The organism is Pedobacter sp. UC225_61 (genome assembly GCF_044452285.1).
GTDB lineage: Bacteria > Bacteroidota > Bacteroidia > Sphingobacteriales > Sphingobacteriaceae > Pedobacter.
The window spans coordinates 1,308,690-1,325,887 of record NZ_JBIOAL010000001.1 but is presented as its reverse complement, the minus strand read 5'-3'; the positions used below and the strand labels follow the sequence as shown (position 1 = coordinate 1,325,887).

Annotated in this window: 17 protein-coding genes; 9 read left to right on the top strand and 8 right to left on the bottom strand. The window is 34.3% G+C overall.

All coding sequences use genetic code 11. The features are described 5' to 3' along the window. Positions 1–117: 117 nt before the first annotated feature. The 3 genes from ACHMWN_RS06405 to ACHMWN_RS06395 all read right to left on the bottom strand — a co-directional run bounded on the left by ACHMWN_RS06405 (position 118) and on the right by ACHMWN_RS06395 (position 4,020). Complete coding sequence (locus tag ACHMWN_RS06405; RefSeq protein ID WP_397298679.1) at positions 118–1,053, bottom strand: lysophospholipid acyltransferase family protein; 936 nt, start codon at positions 1,051–1,053, stop codon at positions 118–120. A gap of 183 nt (positions 1,054–1,236) precedes the next feature. Continuing rightward, positions 1,237–3,039: a translational GTPase TypA gene (gene typA, locus ACHMWN_RS06400; protein ID WP_397298677.1), complete on the bottom strand. Its 1,803-nt coding sequence runs from the start codon at positions 3,037–3,039 to the stop codon at positions 1,237–1,239. Between the two features lie 141 nt (positions 3,040–3,180). Next, entirely contained in the window at positions 3,181–4,020 is an 840-nt protein-coding gene (locus tag ACHMWN_RS06395; protein ID WP_397298674.1) for an alpha/beta hydrolase, read from the bottom strand. 149 nt (positions 4,021–4,169) lie between these two features. Between ACHMWN_RS06395 and ACHMWN_RS06390 the strand changes: the two genes are divergently transcribed. From ACHMWN_RS06390 to ACHMWN_RS06355, 8 genes are all read left to right on the top strand, one after another. Further along, complete coding sequence (locus ACHMWN_RS06390; protein WP_397298673.1) at positions 4,170–4,874, top strand: esterase family protein; 705 nt, start codon at positions 4,170–4,172, stop codon at positions 4,872–4,874. Positions 4,875–4,904: 30 nt separating this feature from the next. Further along, positions 4,905–5,966, top strand: a complete 1,062-nt coding sequence (locus ACHMWN_RS06385) for a RimK family alpha-L-glutamate ligase (protein ID WP_397298670.1) — start codon at positions 4,905–4,907, stop codon at positions 5,964–5,966. A gap of 22 nt (positions 5,967–5,988) precedes the next feature. Continuing rightward, entirely contained in the window at positions 5,989–7,920 is a 1,932-nt protein-coding gene (locus ACHMWN_RS06380) for a carboxylate-amine ligase (protein WP_397298668.1), read from the top strand. 131 nt (positions 7,921–8,051) lie between these two features. Continuing rightward, positions 8,052–9,149: a hypothetical protein gene (locus ACHMWN_RS06375; RefSeq protein ID WP_397298666.1), complete on the top strand. Its 1,098-nt coding sequence runs from the start codon at positions 8,052–8,054 to the stop codon at positions 9,147–9,149. A gap of 101 nt (positions 9,150–9,250) precedes the next feature. After that, the gene (locus ACHMWN_RS06370) at positions 9,251–9,415 is read left to right on the top strand and encodes a FeoB-associated Cys-rich membrane protein (RefSeq protein WP_397298663.1); all 165 of its coding nucleotides are present in this window, start codon (positions 9,251–9,253) and stop codon (positions 9,413–9,415) included. Positions 9,416–9,417: 2 nt separating this feature from the next. Beyond that, complete coding sequence (locus ACHMWN_RS06365) at positions 9,418–10,005, top strand: Crp/Fnr family transcriptional regulator (protein ID WP_397298660.1); 588 nt, start codon at positions 9,418–9,420, stop codon at positions 10,003–10,005. 157 nt (positions 10,006–10,162) lie between these two features. Beyond that, entirely contained in the window at positions 10,163–10,693 is a 531-nt protein-coding gene (locus tag ACHMWN_RS06360; protein WP_397298658.1) for a YceI family protein, read from the top strand. Between the two features lie 25 nt (positions 10,694–10,718). Continuing rightward, positions 10,719–11,594 carry a pirin family protein gene (locus ACHMWN_RS06355; protein ID WP_397298656.1) on the top strand — a complete coding sequence of 292 codons (876 nt, stop codon included), beginning with the start codon at positions 10,719–10,721 and terminating at the stop codon, positions 11,592–11,594. Between the two features lie 53 nt (positions 11,595–11,647). Here the strand turns inward: ACHMWN_RS06355 and ispF are convergent, their stop codons facing one another. Continuing rightward, positions 11,648–12,127 (bottom strand): 2-C-methyl-D-erythritol 2,4-cyclodiphosphate synthase, encoded by a 480-nt coding sequence (ispF, locus tag ACHMWN_RS06350; RefSeq protein WP_397298654.1) that lies wholly within the window; start codon positions 12,125–12,127, stop codon positions 11,648–11,650. Beyond that, entirely contained in the window at positions 12,127–13,308 is a 1,182-nt protein-coding gene (gene porV, locus ACHMWN_RS06345; protein WP_397298651.1) for a type IX secretion system outer membrane channel protein PorV, read from the bottom strand. Before porV ends, ispF begins: the two co-directional genes overlap by 1 nt. A 329-nt stretch (positions 13,309–13,637) precedes the next feature. Here porV and ACHMWN_RS06340 point away from each other — a divergent pair, with 329 nt between their 5' ends. Next, positions 13,638–15,227, top strand: a complete 1,590-nt coding sequence (locus ACHMWN_RS06340; protein WP_397298647.1) for an SUMF1/EgtB/PvdO family nonheme iron enzyme — start codon at positions 13,638–13,640, stop codon at positions 15,225–15,227. A gap of 47 nt (positions 15,228–15,274) precedes the next feature. On the opposite strand, the gene ACHMWN_RS06335 is transcribed toward ACHMWN_RS06340, so the two are convergent. The 3 genes from ACHMWN_RS06335 to ACHMWN_RS06325 all read right to left on the bottom strand — a co-directional run bounded on the left by ACHMWN_RS06335 (position 15,275) and on the right by ACHMWN_RS06325 (position 17,192). Then, positions 15,275–15,775 carry a biotin/lipoyl-containing protein gene (locus ACHMWN_RS06335; protein ID WP_397298646.1) on the bottom strand — a complete coding sequence of 167 codons (501 nt, stop codon included), beginning with the start codon at positions 15,773–15,775 and terminating at the stop codon, positions 15,275–15,277. A 2-nt stretch (positions 15,776–15,777) separates the two neighbouring features. Further along, complete coding sequence (locus ACHMWN_RS06330) at positions 15,778–16,362, bottom strand: DUF4159 domain-containing protein (protein ID WP_397298644.1); 585 nt, start codon at positions 16,360–16,362, stop codon at positions 15,778–15,780. 128 nt (positions 16,363–16,490) lie between these two features. Then, a complete protein-coding gene (locus ACHMWN_RS06325; protein WP_397298642.1) occupies positions 16,491–17,192 on the bottom strand; it encodes a 16S rRNA (uracil(1498)-N(3))-methyltransferase in 702 nt (233 codons plus the stop codon). Between the last annotated feature and the right edge of the window lie 6 nt (positions 17,193–17,198).

Genomic DNA, 17,198 nt, shown 5'->3' with positions numbered 1-17,198 from the left:
TTTTCAAATTACTATAAACTAATTTAAGAATTTTAGCTATAAACCAAGAAAAAATTAAATGCCATAAAAACAAAAGGCTGCAAGCAAATGCTTACAAACTTTTGATATAAGTTTTTATTACAATTCGGATTGAAGTATTTTACCATCCATTTTAGTTTGCTGTTCAGTTTTCCGAACTAGTTTTCCTGGTTTGTACTTCCATCTCCGATGACTCCAAAGCCAGTATGCTGGTTCTTCTTTAATGAAATCCTCTAAAAACCGTGTATGCAATTCAGTTATTTCAAATTCAGCTGTGTTTTTTGGATCTAAACAAATTGGCACACAATCAACCTCATAATATCCTCTTTTTAAATAGCTTGTTTTTAAATAAAAAACAGGCCTATTCGTTTTCTTTGCAATTTTTTCTACTCCTAATTGAATAGCGGCATCTTGATGTAGAAGTGTAGTCCAATATTGTGAGTCCTCTTTTGATGGAGCCTGATCACTTCCAAAAGTGAACATAGTTGGATAATGCTTAGTCGATTGAATCGCTCTGATTGTTTGGCGCATTGAAACCATCTGGTTTCCATATCTACTCCTCATTTTCAAAAACCAATTATCAAAAATCTCACTACTTAATGGCTTATAGATAGGATGATGTTGGCCAGAAAACGTCATTCCAATTGCCATACACACCCATTCGTAATTTCCATAATGAGATGAGCAGAAAAGTACACTTTCATTATTCCTTAGATAAGCCTCAACTAAATCTACATTCTTGAATTTTACACGTTTATTTAATTCTTTGGCAGACATACTTCTCATCTTGATGACTTCAAACATCAAAGACGCTAAATATTTAAAAAACTTCTTTTCGATTGCAATAATCTGTTCTAAATTTTTCTCCGGAAAGGAGTTTAATAGATTTTCTCTAACTACCTTTTTACGGTAGCCAAAGACATGATAAATGAACACATAGAAGATATCTGCCAATAAGTATAAAAATCCCAAAGGCAAGAAAGATAGCGTCGTTAAAAAAAATACACCAAGATATGAGAACCCCTTTTGAAACATTTTTGATCCACTTAAATACAAAAGTAAATAGCTATAACTATATAATTATCATCATATTATGATTTTTACTTTAGAGCTATAAGTTTTGAAACTCTGATGACAAAACAAGAGTTTATGCAGTTCAAAAAAGAAAAGCCTGTAAACTTTCGCTTACAGGCTTTATTATTTTTAGTCTTTAACAGATTAATTTTTACTTCCGTTTGCTTTACGTAGCTGTTCTGTTAAGAAAATTTTACGTAAACGAATACTTTGAGGTGTTACTTCAATATATTCATCAGCTTGAATGTACTCCATACATTCTTCTAAAGAGAATTTAATAGCTGGAGCGATACGCGTATTATCATCAGTACCAGAAGCACGCATGTTAGTTAATGCTTTTCCTTTAACAATGTTAATCACCAAATCGTTATCGCGAATGTGCTCTCCTAAAATTTGACCTTCATAAATATCAACTCCTGGATCTACAAAGAAACGGCCTCTATCTTGTAATTTATCGATAGAATAAGCAGTAGTCATACCTTTATCCATAGAAATTAATACACCATTTAAACGACCAGGAATTGTACCTTTCCAAGGCTCGTAAGCTTTAAAACGGTGTGCCATAATCGCCTCGCCAGCAGTTGCAGTTAATACGTTGTTACGCAAACCGATAATACCACGAGCTGGGATTTCGAATTCTAAGTGTTGTAAATCGCCTTTTGGCTCCATGATTAACAACTCACCTTTACGTTGAGTTACTAATTCGATTACCTTACCAGCAACATCACCAGGTACGTCTACAATTAAAGTTTCAATTGGCTCACATTTTTTACCGTCAATTTCTTTAACGATAACCTGTGGCTGTCCAACCTGTAACTCATAACCTTCGCGACGCATCGTTTCGATTAATACTGATAAATGGAGAATACCGCGACCGTAAACCAACCACGAATCTGCACCTTGAGTTTCAACAACCTTAAGAGCTAGATTTTTCTCCATTTCTTTCATCAAACGATCTTTTATACGTTGAGAAGTAACTAATTTACCTTCTTTACCAAAGAAAGGTGAGTTATTAATGGTGAACAACATGTTCATTGTTGGCTCATCGATGCTAATTACTGGTAATTGCTCTGGTGCCTCAAAATCAGCAATAGTATCACCGATATCAAAACCATCAATACCTACAACAGCACAAATATCTCCAGAACTAACTTCCGTAGTTCTAATTTTACCTAAACCTTCAAAAGTGTACAATTCTTTCACTCTAGATTTAACCAATTTACCATCACGTTTAATTAACGTAATAGGTTGGTTTTCTTTAATTGTACCACGGTGTACACGCCCAATTGCAATACGACCAACAAAAGATGAATAATCTAATGATGTAATTTGCATTTGCAAAGTACCTTCTAACATTGGTGGAGCTGGAATATTAGCAACAACAGCATCCATTAGCGCAAAAATATCTGTAGTTGGCACTTTCCAATCCGTACTCATCCAACCTTGTTTAGATGAACCGTAGATTACAGGAAAATCTAATTGATCTTCAGTAGCTTCTAAGTTGAAGAATAATTCAAAAATTTGCTCGTAAACCTCTTCTGGCCTACAGTTTTCTTTATCAACTTTGTTTACAACTACAATTGGTTTTAAACCTAAAGCCAAAGCTTTTTGTGTTACGAAACGCGTTTGAGGCATTGCACCTTCAAAAGCATCACATAATAACAATACACCATCAGCCATTTTTAATACACGCTCAACCTCACCGCCAAAATCCGCGTGACCAGGAGTATCAATGATGTTAATTTTTACGTCTTTGTATTGTACAGAAACGTTTTTAGATACGATAGTGATCCCACGTTCACGCTCTAAATCGTTGTTGTCTAATATCAATTCTCCTTTTTGCTCGTTATCACGAAAAACAGAACAAGAATGTAAAATCTTATCAACCAATGTAGTTTTACCGTGGTCAACGTGTGCTATAATAGCTATATTTCTAATCTTTTGCATAAAATGCGCCTATAAATTTGGCGCAAAGATAAGCTTTTTTATTGAAATTTTAAGGAGTTAATCAGGATTTAAAATCTCCGTATTAAATATTTCCTCTCGTTAAATTTTGAAAATCAATAGCTTGTAGAATTTTTGAAATTCTTAGTTCCCTTTTTCACCAAAAGCCCATTCTAAAAACTTCGGCATGGCTTTGCCCCAAGTTGGCACATCGTGTTTTCCACCTACCATTTCAAAATAAAAGATATCATTAGGTCTTTGATAACCTTTTTTCATCAATTCTTTAACTACATCAATCGTGTCATCAATAGAATCGATAATAAAGTTATGGTTACGATCGGCGGTTTCATCGTTTGTACCCGTCATTAACCAAAACTTTAAAGCAGGATTAGTTTTTGTATCGCGAATTAGTTGATGTAAAATGCGATCATCATCTGTATAACCAGCATTTAAATCTTTTTTCCTCCACCAAAAAGAACCAGAGAAAACACCAACTGCATCAAAATAATTATCATTGTTCCAAGCAATATCAAAAGCAGTTAACCCGCCTAAAGAAAATCCAGCGAAAGCACGCTTACCGTTAATCGTAACATCAACTTCACTTTGTATAAACGGCAACAATTCTTTAATAATAAAATCTGTATATCCTTGCGCTTTTGAACCTCTTTTTTTAAAATCGGGTTTGCCAGCAACTCCGTATTCTAGTAATCTATCTGCTGACGCCTTGATTCCTACAACAACTGTTGGTTCAATCTTCCATTTTTCATATAAAGAATTTAAAGTGTTCTCCATATCCATTTGAGCTAAATCTTGCCCATCGTTTATTAGCAACAGATTAACACGTTCATTTCCCAATAAATTATCGGGACTGAAAATTTCTATTTCAATTTCTTTCTTTAAAAAAACAGATTTTATCTGATGAATGGTTTTGATAACAGTAGGCAATGTTAATGTGGTGTACATAGTCAATAATAGCTTTCTCACTAATCTGGTGCAAATGTACACATCTTGTTAAAAAATCGGTTAAGCAGATACATTTTTTACATAAGGGCTAGATTTATAGGAATTAATAGCTTTATTTTTTTGTGTTTGGCCTATATTTTTCTACCTTAAGGTATCTAATTTAATTTACCATGAAAGAAGAGTTAAAAAAATGGTACAGCCCGAGCCTCAGCAGAGATATAGAAACGCTCATATTTGGTCATAGTGGATACCCAATTCTGCTTTTTCCCACGAGTATGGGAAGCTATTACGAAAACAAAGACTTTAAATTAATTGATTCCGTTCAGAATTTCGTTGATGATGGTAAAATAAAAATTTATTGCCCAGATGGGATTGATAAATTAAGCTGGTATAACAAAGGCATTCATCCCGCAGATCGGATTAAAAACCACATTTGGTACGATAAATTTTTATTGGAAGAATTGGTTCCTTTAGCAAAAGACGAAACTGGTCACCACAAAGTGATTACTGCTGGTTGTAGTTTTGGAGGTTATCATGCTGCAAATTTTGCGTTTCGTCACCCTTGGACAGTAAGCCATATGTTTAGCATGAGTGGCGCTTTTGATATTACTGGCCAATTAGATGGTTTTTATAACGATGATGCTTATTTTAACAATCCTGTAGATTTTTTACCAAACGACATGAACCAAGAACTTTGGCACATGAAAATTGTTTTAGGAACATCCGATCGTGATATGTGCAAAGGTGACAATGAAAGATTATCGGGGATTTTACATCAAAAGGGAATTAATCATTGGTTAGATATAAGACAAAATGCAGATCACGATTGGCCAACTTGGCGACAAATGTTTCCAGATTATATAGCTCAATTATAAATTAAAGTAGACCACTAAAACATCAATTATATGAAGAAAATAGGGATTTTATTTGGACAGGAAAGATCATTTCCGCAAGCTTTTGTGGATAGAGTAAATCAAAAGGGCGAAAAAGGAATTACTGCTGAATTTGTAAAAATTAGTAAAGTATTTCAGGCAGAAGAGCCTGAATATGCAGTAATTATTGATCGTATTTCTCAGGATGTGCCTTTTTACCGTGCATATTTAAAAAATGCTGCAATGGGAGGAACTGCAGTAATTAATAATCCGTTTTGGTGGAGTGCTGACGAGAAGTTTTTTAATAATGCATTGGCAGAAAATATTGGTGTCCCTGTTCCGAAAACTGCTTTAATTCCATCAAGAGAACATCCTGATGATACTACTGAAAAATCATTTGAAAATTTAACCATGCCAATGGATTGGGATGCTATTTTCGAGTATACAGGTTTTCCAGCATACATGAAGCCATTTGATGGTGGTGGATGGAAAGAGGTTTATAAACTTCACGATAAAGAAGATTTTTTTGACAAACACAGTCAAACCAAGCAAACGGTAATGATGTTGCAAGAAGAAATTATGTTTGAAGAATACTATAGGTGTTATTGCATTGGTGGAAAATATGTACGCATTATGCAATATGAGCCACGTAATCCACATCATTTACGTTATGTGATTGATGGCCCCAAACCAAGTGCAAAGCTGTTAAAAACCATTGAAGAGTATACGCTTAAATTAAACAAATACTTAGGTTATGATTTTAACACAGTTGAATTTGCAGTTAGAAATGGTATTCCGATAGCAATTGATTTTTGTAATCCTGCTCCAGATGCTGGTGTAGAAAGTGTGGGTGCAGAAAATTTCGAATGGGTAGTGGAAACCGCAGCAACCTATGCGATTGAAAAAGCTAAAGAGCAAAAATTTGGTCAGGATAATTTAACATGGGGCGAGTATGTAAAAACATCTGCCGCAAGTATACCGTTAATTGGTAAAGTGAAAGCAGCCATTGCAAAACCAAAAGCTGCAGCAAAACCTAAGGCACCTGCTAAAGTTGCGGCATCAAAAGCTAAAAAAGCTCCAGCAGCAAAAAAATAGGGAATTAAAAGAGGGAATTAAAATGATGAATGAATTTACGCTCGGCATAGAAGAAGAATACATGGTAGTTGATCCCGTTACCCGAGAATTAACTTCACACGACCAAAAAATTGTAGAATCTGCCCAAAAAATACATAAAGATCAGGTTAAAGCAGAAATGCACCAAGCCGTGGTTGAGGTTGGCACAGGAATTTGCCATAATACTGATCAGGCTAGAAAAGAAATCTCTCAATTGCGGTATACGGTTTCTCAACTAGCTGGAGAACAAGGTTTACGCATTGGTGCAGCCGGAACACATCCATTCTCCCATTGGGAAAAACAATTGATCACTGAACATCCACGTTATAGTGAAATTGTAAATGAACTTCAAGAAGCCGCCCGATCTAATTTAATTTTTGGTTTGCATGTGCATGTAGGTTTCCAATCACGTGAGTTAGCTATACATATTGCAAATCAAGTGCGTTATTTTTTGCCACACGTTTTCGCACTTTCAACAAATTCTCCTTTCTGGGAAAGCAGAAATACTGGTTACAAATCATTTAGAACAAAGGTTTTCGATAAGTTTCCTCGCACTGGAATACCTGATATTTTTAATAGCATAGAAGATTACGATAACTATGTAAAATTATTAATTAAGACGAATTGCATGGATAACGCCAAGAAAATTTGGTGGGATATTCGCGTGCATCCATTCTTTGATACTGTAGAATTCCGCATTTGCGACTGTCCTATGTTAATTGATGAAACGATGGCTTTTACAGCTTTATTTCAAGCTTTATGCGCAAAGCTGTATAAGTTACGTTTACAAAATATGGAGTTCATTAGTTATTCTAGGGCATTAATTAATGAAAACAAGTGGAGGGCTGCTCGTTATGGTATTGATGGAAATTTAATTGATTTTGGCAAGGAAATGGAAGTAAATTGCCGTAATTTAATTTTAGAACTATTAGATTTTATTGATGATGTAGTTGATGATTTAGGTAGTAGAAATGAAATCAACTATGTACATAAAATACTAGCAAATGGTACTGGAGCAGATCGACAGCTTGCAGTTTATGAGAAAACTGGTAGCTTTGAAATCGGTGGTAGATTACATTACTACCCAAACATTAATAGGTGCAGGATAATGAGTGAGAAAAATAAGATTAAGGTAGCCGTTATTGATATGAATAATGGCTTCCCGAACCAGGGGATGAGGGGGATACAGGAACTTTTACAAAGTTACCGCAAAGAAACACAACTAAATTTGACCTATGATCTTTTTGATTTGAGGCAAAAAGGAGAAATACCAGATACAACATACGACATCTATATATCTAGTGGGGGCCCTGGAAGTCCGTTTGATGGAGAAGGAGAAAAATGGGAGAACGATTTTTTCACCTTATTAGATCAGATTGAAAATTTTAATGTAAAAAACGAGCATAAAAAACATGTTTTTCTAATTTGTCATTCTTTTCAATTGGCTTGTAGAAAATATGGATTAGGAAGTGTGACTAGAAGAAAATCAAATTCTTTTGGCATTTTTCCGATAAGTCTTACTGAAGGTGGAAAAGAAGAAGTTGTTTTTAATGGACTTCATAACCCATTTTACTCGGTTGATAATCGCGATTGGCAAGTAGTACAGCCAAACTTAGCAGATTTTGCTGCAAAAGGAGCATCAATTTTAGCATTAGAGAAAGAACGCCCACATGTTAATTTAGAACGTTGTATTATGGCTATCCGTTTTTCTGACGAAATTATTGGCACTCAATTCCACCCTGAGGCAGATCCAATTGGGATGAAAATGTATTTGCTTCAGGATGAAAAGAAAACAGCGATTATAGAAAATCATGGAGAAGATAAATATTATGATATGCTAAATAGCCTTGATGATCCAGATAGAATTACATTAACTCAAAGTGTAATTTTGCCTAATTTTTTAACTCAAGCTATTGATACTTTACAGGAAGTTTAATGGTAAATTAATTTAATTCATTACCATGATTGAAAAATATCGTCAACAATTTAATGCTAATTTTACTGAACAAAAATACAGTCAATTACTCAAAAAACTAGAAGAAGGTTTTCCTCCTATCCCATTTAGAGTTGCGGAGAACTCCTATTTTTATTCCTCAGGCATTAAAAGAAAAGCTAATTGCCTCTGGCGAAGAAATTATTTCACTCATTAAACAAGATAACTTTAAAGACCTAACTCAAAATGCAATTCCACAACAGTGGAATGTACCGAATGAAACTTCGCATCCTCATTTTTTAACCTTCGATTACGGATTATGTAAAAATGAAAAGGGAGAAGTTACCCCAATGTTAATAGAAATGCAAGGTTTTCCATCATTATATGGGTTTCAATCGCATTTGGCTCACACTTACAAAGAAGTTTTTAATTTAGATGAGAAGCTTAGTCCATATTTTAAAGGTTTGAACGAAACTTCCTATTTCGAACTATTTAAAAAAGTAATTATAGGAAATTATGCTCCGCATGAAGTTGCGTTGATGGATGTAGATGCGCCTAATCAAAAAACCGCTATTGATTTTTTTGTGACCGCTAAACATTTAGGCATTAAAATCTTAGCATTAGAAGAAGTTTACAAAGAAGGCAAGCAATTATTCTACGAAGAAAAAGGACAAAAAATTCAATTAAAACGTATTTATAATCGCTTAATTTTTGATGAGATTGCAGAAAATACTGACATTTTTAAAAACAGTTTCGATCCTAGGGAAGAATTAGACATAGAGTGGATAACACATCCAAATTGGTTTTATCGCATTAGCAAATACACTATGCCTTTTTTAAAAAGTGAATTTGTTCCAGAAACGAATTTTTTAAATACCTTAGAAACTATCCCAATGGATTTAGAAAATTACGTGTTAAAACCATTATTCAGCTTTGCTGGAATGGGCGTAATTATAGACGTAACTGAAGCAGATATAAAAGCCATTAAAGATCCTGAAAATTGGATTTTGCAACGAAAAGTAGTTTACGAACCAGTTATTCAAGCGCCTGATGGAGGTGTAAAAGCCGAAATAAGAATGATGTATTTATGGCCAGAAGGCGAAGAGCCTCAACTTTGCATTAATTTAGGAAGACTAAGTAGAGGAAAAATGATTGGTGTTCGCTACAATGCAGATTTCGATTGGGTTGGTGGTACAGTCGGGTTGATGGAACCCTTTAACATTATGAATTAAAGACATTTAAGGAATCTTTATTTTTCTTAATTCCTAAAATGCTGACTAGAATTTTGACACTAATCTGAATGCTCCTAATTAATAAATCGTAAATTTGCAGTATGGATATTCAATTCATCTTAATGATTATCATTTTTGCTGGCGCATTATTTTATGTTGGCCGAATGATTTATCGTTCTGTTTCTCCAAAAAATAGTGGTTGTGCTTCAGGATGTGGCAAATGTGCTGCAAATTTCGATAACATTCCTGAACCCAAAACTAAATAGCAATGTTAGGCAAGTTCGCAGCTTATCTGCAAAAAAGATTAACCATTACAGAAGAACAGGCAATAGAAGCTGTAAGTTGTTTAAAAACCAAAACTATTAAAAAAGGTCAAATCCTTTTAAGTCCTGGAGATTTAAAGTCTGAGTCTTATTTTGTAAATAGTGGTTTATTACGTTATTTCTCAATAGACGAAAAAGGCAAGGAACACATTATTCAGTTTGCACCCGAAGATTGGATGCTATCTGATAGAGATACTTTTGTCTTTAATGAGCCTGCTTTCTTTTATATTGATGCCATTGAAGATACAGAAGTACTCATTGTTAAAAAAGATTTCTTTCCTGCCATCAAAAATATTGTTCCTGAAATATTAGAGCTTAACATCTTAATGCTCCATAATTCCATCCGCTTTATGCAAAAAAGGTTAAATATGTTATTATCCGCAACTGCGGAAGAAAGATATTTAGACTTTATTAAACTCTATCCAAACCTTACTTTACGCGTACCACAATGGATGATTGCTTCTTATTTAGGCATCACTCCAGAATCTTTAAGCAGAGTACGTAAAGATTTGGCCAAAAAACATTTTAGGTAACTATCAATCATTCATTGGTTCACTTTGTTCATTAACCAACTACCCCATAATGAGGTAATGACTGTTGAATCGATTTCTTACCATACATCAATGTTTAGAGAAACAGCTTGTCTTAATTTTGTGTTATCAATTTAAAAGGACATTAAAAAATAAAATTATGGCAACTACTAAATGGACATTAGATCCAACCCACAGCGAATTACAATTTAAAGTAAAGCATTTAATGATTACTACAGTTACAGGTAATTTAAAATCTTTCTCTGCAGAATTAACTTCAAATGATGATGATTTCACAAATGCTGACATCTCTTTTAAAGGTGATATTAGCTCTATAGATACTGGTAATATAGATCGTGATAATCACTTAAAAAGTGCAGATTTCTTTGATGCTGAAAAATATGCAAACATCGAATTCAAATCAACTTCAGTAGAAAAAGATGGTGATGATTATATCCTTAAAGGTGATTTAACGGTTAAAGATGTGACCAAATCGGTTAAATTAACAGCAGAGTTTGGTGGCATTGCAACCGATCCATGGGGAAATACAAAAGCAGGTTTTACATTGAGCGGAAAAATTAATCGTAACGATTTTGGCTTAACATGGAATGCTGCTTTAGAAACTGGTGGAGTAATGGTAAGTGAAGAAGTAAGAATTTTAGGAGAATTACAGTTTGTAAAACAAGCTTAATTTTTAAATAAGAAAGAGGAATACAATGGAAGCAAATGTAAAAAAAGTTGCAGCAATATTAAATCCACCTGCACCACATATGGTTGGCGATGGTTTTAGGGTACACAATTTCTTTCCTAGCGGATATAAATTGAACATGAGCCCGTTTTTTATGCTCGACTACAATGCGAAGATTGAATTTTCTGCTCGTAATGAACCTCGTGGAGTTGGGGTTCACCCACATCGTGGATTTGAAACGGTAACTATTGCTTATCATGGGGCAGTTGCTCACCACGATAGCGCTGGTAATAGTGGTGTAATTTATCCAGGTGATATTCAATGGATGACTGCAGCAAGTGGTATTTTACACAAAGAATATCACGAAGAGAACTTTAGCAAAAAAGGTGGACCATTTCAAATGGTTCAACTTTGGGTAAATCTTCCCGCTAAGGATAAAATGAGCACACCAAAATATCAAGGTGTTAAACACAGCGAAGTACAAAAATTTAATTTACCAGATAGTGCAGGTGTAATTGAAGTAATTGCTGGCGACTATGAAGGAACAAAAGGAAGTGTCTCTACTTTTAGTCCGATAGAAATGTACAATGTTCGCTTAAACAAACAAGGAAAAGTTAACTTCAATTTTCCCGCAAATTTTAATACGGGTTTTGTAATCATTGAAGGAAATGTGAAAGTGAATGGTTCAGAAAATGCAAAAACAGACCAAATGGTTCACTTTGAAAATGAAGGGGAAGCGATTGAGATAGAAGCATTAGAAAACAGTGTAATTCTTGTATTAAGCGGCGAACCAATTAATGAACCAATTGCATCTTATGGTCCATTTTTGATGAATAAACCTGAAGAAATACAACAAGCAATAGCCGATTACAACGAAGGTAAATTTGGTTATTTAGAAGAATAGAGGATTTGTTAATTTCTTAAAGCCGATGATTGCGTAAGTGATGATCGGCTTTTTTAGTTTTTCTGAATCAGGCAAACTGCATACGCAACTACTCCTTCTTCTCGTCCAATAAAACCCATTTGTTCATTTGTAGTGGCTTTAATGGAAATATCTTCTACCGACATTCCAATTGCAGCCGCGATATTTTCTTGCATTTGTGGAATGTGAGGATTTATTTTAGGTGCTTCTAGACATAGCATTGCATCTATATTCCCAATTTCATATCCTTTTTCAATAAGTAATTTTACCGTTTCTTTTAATAAAATAACACTACTTATTCCTTTCCATTTAGGATCTGTATTCTTAAAATGAAAACCGATATCCCTTAAATTAGCAGCGCCTAAAAGTGCATCGCAAATGGCATGCAATAAAACATCTGCATCAGAATGACCAAAAGCGCCTCTGTGATGTTCTAGGTTTACTCCACCAACTATAAATGGATGATTATTTTTTAACTGGTGTACATCAAACCCGAACCCTACTTTAATTTTCATTATTTTGTATCCCCAAAATTAAATAGTAAGCTAAATCTCAATGTATTAGCTAATGGACTTTTTTGTGGATCAGCCAATAAATAAGAAAAATCTATATTAAAAATATTGTATTTTAAACCAGCACCAACTGTAAAATAACGACGATCTCCTTTTTCTGGAGCTTCGTAAAAATATCCAGCTCTTAATGCAAATTGTTGATTGTACCAATATTCTACACCAGTAGCTATGCTAACCTCTTTTAATTCTTCACTAAATCCACCTGGTGCATCACTAAATGAACCAAAAATTCCAGCAGGCACAGAACGATTTGGGTCTTTCCCTGATATTATATTCCCATTAGAATCTCTTATTGGCTGAGTTGGAACCATCAATTTATTAAAATCTAAGGCAAATGTAAATTGACTATAATCATCAATAATCAACGTAGTAGCCCCTCCTAATTTCATATTGGTTGGCAAAAAATATTTATCACCACCATCTACATAACCTATTTTTGTGCCAATGTTAGAAAAATTAGCTCCAGCAGCAACTACAGCATCTTTGCCTAATACTATGGTTTGTTTTCTGTAATATGCAGATACATCTAGTGCGAATGCTGTACCAGCTTTAGTTTGTTGCCCAGCAGAAAATTGACCAGATGTTAAATTCGAATAAATAAATCTAGCTGTAGTTCCTAATGAAAATTCATTCCCAAATCTTCTTGAAAAGGTTGCATCAAAAGAAAATTCATTAGGACTATAAATTCCTAAATCCTGCTGATTTGCATCTGTAAGTTGAATTTGTCCTAATGAAAAATAACGTAACGCACCACCTATTGTATTTCTATCATCTACTTTGTAAAAACCACTTAGGTAAGCTAAATTAATGTCAGGCACTAAGTTTTTTAACCATGGGCTATAAGATGCCGAAAAGCCATAAGGTTTATCTAAAAAAGCCAACTTAGCAGGATTAATACTCATTGCATTCGCATCTGGTTGTGTTGCCACACCTGCTTCACCCATACTGCCAGCTCTAGCATCTGGAGTAATTAGTAAAAATGGAACTGCTGTATTAATATTATTGGATTGACTACCATTTGTTTGAGTACCTGGTTGTACAACCTGCGCAAATAGCTCGCCACCACAAAACATCGCTAAAGAAAACATGCCTAAGGCTGCTGCGCTAAAGTACTTCAGATTCATTAGTTAAATATAGACATATAACAGGTATGCAAGTTAACATAGTGTTTACTAATTTCAAAGTAATAACACCTTCATTCTCTTGATTTCTTGTTAAATCATACAACGTATATTAAAAGAAAAAGGTATGAGAATAAGGAGAAGCTTTTTTAATAAAGAATAGAAACTATACTAAACAAAGAGCGATTACGTTTCAAACTATCATTTAGTCAATTATGAGTGAGAAAACAGGTATTAAGTCGGCAAACTGACAATAAATTAAAAAATATTTTTTTGGCAGATCGCTCTTTTTTTGTGTAATTTTATCAGCTAGGTGTTATATAGGCACAATTATGAAAAAAACATATTTACAATTATTTATATTCTTATTTAGTATTACAATTTTTACTTCTTGTAATAAGAATTCGACGAAAGATGTTTCGAGCAAAACTGGTTATGCCTATAATAAAAAGGAGAATGGCGGTTTTGAAGTTGCAAGCAAATACAAGCGAGGTCCTGCAGGAACTGGTTTAGTTGAGATAGAAGGTGGTGTATTTATTATGGGAGGTAGTGCTGTTGATATTCCAGGACAAGATTTAAGCAACTATAATTATAAAAGAGAGGTTAGTGTAAGTTCATTCTACATGGATGAAACTGAAGTTTCGAACACGAACTGGCTAGAATATTTAAACTGGATTAAACGTAGTTATCCAACTGATGCTCAATATTATTATGAAGAATTACCAGACACTTTAGTTTGGCGCAGACCGCTATCTTTCAATGAGCCTTATGTAAATAATTATTTAAGACATCCAGCTTATCAGAATTATCCTGTTGTTGGTGTTAGCGCTTTACAAGCCGAAAGGTATTGTGCTTGGAGAACAGATATGGTGAATGAAAAATTATTAAGAGATAAAGGCTTTATGAGTTCGTTCGCTACAGTAAATGGAACAGCTACTGGCAGAAACGCTACAGCTACACCAGCAGCTGCAAGACCAACAACTCCATTCAATACAGAAATTTATTTGAATGGTCAATATGATGATAAAGGGCCAAAAGCAAAAGCCGATCTTAATCCTGCCGCAACAGCTAACGGAACTGCTGCAACAACTGGAAGGGGTGCACCTAGTGCGACAAGAAATGTAAGATTGGAAGACGGAGTGATTTTACAACCTTTTAGATTACCATCAGAATTAGAGTGGGAATATGCCGCATTAGGATTAATTGGAAATACACAATACGAAAACATTGGCGAGAGGAAAATATACCCATGGAACGGTTTAGGAATTACGTCTGCTAAGAAAAGTACAAGAGGCTTAATTTTAGCTAACTTTAAAAGAGGAAAAGGCGATTATATGGGTGTTGGGGGATCATTAAATGATAAAGCTGCATTTACACAAGATGTTAGAAGCTACGAGCCAAATGATTTTGGATTATATAACATGGCCGGCAATGTAAATGAGTGGACACGCGATATTTATCGTGCTTCAACTTTTGAACAAGCAGATGCTTTAAATGCATTTAGAGGTAACCAATATCAAAATAAAGATAGGGATCCAATTAATGGAAAACTTAAACAAGATAAATATGGTAAGCCACAAATGGTAAATGCTAATTCTGGTGTTAAACAGACTTGGGCTGAATTACAAGCGGGTAAGGCTGCTGGAAGTACAGGAACTGGAACTTATAACCCTGATCAACGTGGTTACAGAGATGAAGAAAGCTCTTTGTATGGTGTATCTACTTTGGTGAATAATAAATCTAGAGTTTACAAAGGTGGCTCTTGGGACGACCAAGCACAGTGGTTAAACCCTGCAGCTAGACGATATTTACAAGAAGACGAATCAACAGCCGATATTGGCTTCCGTTGTGCGATGACCATGTTAGGTTCATCAGAAATAAAATCTGTTGGTAAACCTCAATTTAAGGTTAAGGGCAAATAGATAAAAATTTAAAAAGAAAAGGGGAGCAAATTACTCCCCTTTTCTTTTTAATGAAAACTAATTAGTATTTCATTCTTCTCTACTTTATCTCCTTGTTTAATTTCTATTTTCTTAATTACACCATCTGTTGGTGATTTAATCATATTTTCCATTTTCATTGCCTCAAGTACTAAAAGGTTATCTCCTTTTTTTACTTCAGTCCCTTCAGTTACCAAAACACTCAAAACTAAGCCAGGCATTGGAGCCTTAATTTGCTGTATTTTATTTACTACCAAATTATCCATTCCCAATTGCTTTAACAATTGATCGAATTGATCCTTTATGGTTAGTGTGTAACTATTATTATTTACTTTAATTACAACTGTTTTTTCATCCTTATTCAATTCTACAACTTCAACAGTATAGGATTTATTTTTAAATAAGACATGAGCAGAATTAGAGTTTAGTGCAAGTCGATCTAATGCTATCGTTTCATTATTAACCTTTAACTGGTCATGATCAGCTATTATATCAAAGTTATATTTATCGTTTACTTTTATTTGATACATTTTTATTGTGTTAAAGCATACTGAATTAAGTTAGCGCCCATTTTAAGCGCCTTATTACGACTTTCTTGTGTGTCTGTCGGATATGTTCCAAAATCTTCCCAACCATTGCCTAAGTCGCATTCATACGTATAATAACAAACCACTCGTCCTTTCCAAATTAGTGCAAATCCTTGTGGTCTTTTGCCATCGTGTTCGTGTATTTTTGGTAAACCAGCCGGGAATTTAAATTTTTGATTGTAAATTTTGTGATTAGCTGGCAATTCTACAAAACTCAGTTCTGGAAACACTTTTTTCATCTCAGGTCTGATAAACTTATCTAATCCATAATTATCATCGATATGCAAAAATCCACCACCAATTAAGTACTTCCTCAAATTAGCCGCTTCTTGATTATTAAAAATCACATTACCATGCCCAGTCATATACACAAAAGGAAAATTATATAATTCGGCACTTCCAACCTCTACAATTCCTTCATCGGGAGAAAAATTAGTTTTTAAATTTTTATTACAAAAATCAATAAGGTTAGGCAAAGCAGTTCTATTCCCATACCAATCTCCACCACCATTATACTTTAACTTACCCATTTTATAAGTCGGGGCTGTAAAACTACTACTACTAAGAATTAACGTTAAGAGACTTAAGATTATAGCGAAATGCCTATGCTTTTGTATCGCAAAATCGTAGATCGTAAATCTCAAATCGTAAATCAACTTCATCTATTGATATAATTAGCCTCAAAACAAGCTGCTAAGGCAGCAGTTTCAGTTCTTAATCGGGTGTTACCTAAAGTTACTGCTTTATAGCCATTTTGCAAAGCGATATCGACTTCGGTTTGAGTAAAATCTCCCTCAGGGCCTATTAAAATTAAATACGATTGATTTGCTTGAGTAAGGTGATTGATAAATGGCTTATCTCCTTCAATACAATGTGCAATGAACTTTTCTCCACTAACATTTTGTTTCATAAATTCTGCAAAAGAAGTAGCTGTATTTAGTTTAGGATGATAAGCAGTTAAGGATTGCTTTACAGCGGAAGTTATCACTTTTTCTAATCTTTCTTCTTTTACAATTTTACGTTCGGAACGATCGCAAATGATTGGTGTTATTTCATCAATGCCTATTTCTGTAGCTTTTTCTAAAAACCACTCCAAGCGGTCAATGTTTTTTGTCGGCGCAATAGCAATGTGTAAAAAATGATTTCGTTTGCCAAATTCTGTTTGTTTGTTAATTACAGTCAGTTGAACATTTTTTTTGTTCATCCCAGTAATCTCAGCTTCGTACAAACCGCCCTTTCCATCAATTAAATGAATGATATCGCCGCTAGTCAAACGAAGCACTTTACTGCAATGCCTACTTTCCTCTTCGTTTAGTGTATAATGATTTGAAGTAATGTCAGGTGTATAAAAAACATGCATTAGTTT

What these genes read in the sequence shown, in the direction of transcription:
- ACHMWN_RS06380 (WP_397298668.1), top strand. Translation starts at nt 5,989, where the DNA reads ATGATGAATGAATTTACGCTCGGCATAGAAGAAGAATACATGGTAGTT.
- ispF (WP_397298654.1), bottom strand. Translation starts at nt 12,127, where the DNA reads ATGAAAATTAAAGTAGGGTTCGGGTTTGATGTACACCAGTTAAAAAAT.
- ACHMWN_RS06355 (WP_397298656.1), top strand. Translation starts at nt 10,719, where the DNA reads ATGGAAGCAAATGTAAAAAAAGTTGCAGCAATATTAAATCCACCTGCA.
- ACHMWN_RS06360 (WP_397298658.1), top strand. Translation starts at nt 10,163, where the DNA reads ATGGCAACTACTAAATGGACATTAGATCCAACCCACAGCGAATTACAA.
- typA (WP_397298677.1), bottom strand. Translation starts at nt 3,039, where the DNA reads ATGCAAAAGATTAGAAATATAGCTATTATAGCACACGTTGACCACGGT.
- ACHMWN_RS06390 (WP_397298673.1), top strand. Translation starts at nt 4,170, where the DNA reads ATGAAAGAAGAGTTAAAAAAATGGTACAGCCCGAGCCTCAGCAGAGAT.
- ACHMWN_RS06365 (WP_397298660.1), top strand. Translation starts at nt 9,418, where the DNA reads ATGTTAGGCAAGTTCGCAGCTTATCTGCAAAAAAGATTAACCATTACA.
- ACHMWN_RS06330 (WP_397298644.1), bottom strand. Translation starts at nt 16,362, where the DNA reads ATGGGTAAGTTAAAGTATAATGGTGGTGGAGATTGGTATGGGAATAGA.
- ACHMWN_RS06335 (WP_397298646.1), bottom strand. Translation starts at nt 15,775, where the DNA reads ATGTATCAAATAAAAGTAAACGATAAATATAACTTTGATATAATAGCT.
- ACHMWN_RS06340 (WP_397298647.1), top strand. Translation starts at nt 13,638, where the DNA reads ATGAAAAAAACATATTTACAATTATTTATATTCTTATTTAGTATTACA.
- ACHMWN_RS06325 (WP_397298642.1), bottom strand. Translation starts at nt 17,192, where the DNA reads ATGCATGTTTTTTATACACCTGACATTACTTCAAATCATTATACACTA.
- ACHMWN_RS06370 (WP_397298663.1), top strand. Translation starts at nt 9,251, where the DNA reads ATGGATATTCAATTCATCTTAATGATTATCATTTTTGCTGGCGCATTA.
- ACHMWN_RS06405 (WP_397298679.1), bottom strand. Translation starts at nt 1,053, where the DNA reads ATGTTTCAAAAGGGGTTCTCATATCTTGGTGTATTTTTTTTAACGACG.
- ACHMWN_RS06385 (WP_397298670.1), top strand. Translation starts at nt 4,905, where the DNA reads ATGAAGAAAATAGGGATTTTATTTGGACAGGAAAGATCATTTCCGCAA.
- porV (WP_397298651.1), bottom strand. Translation starts at nt 13,308, where the DNA reads ATGAATCTGAAGTACTTTAGCGCAGCAGCCTTAGGCATGTTTTCTTTA.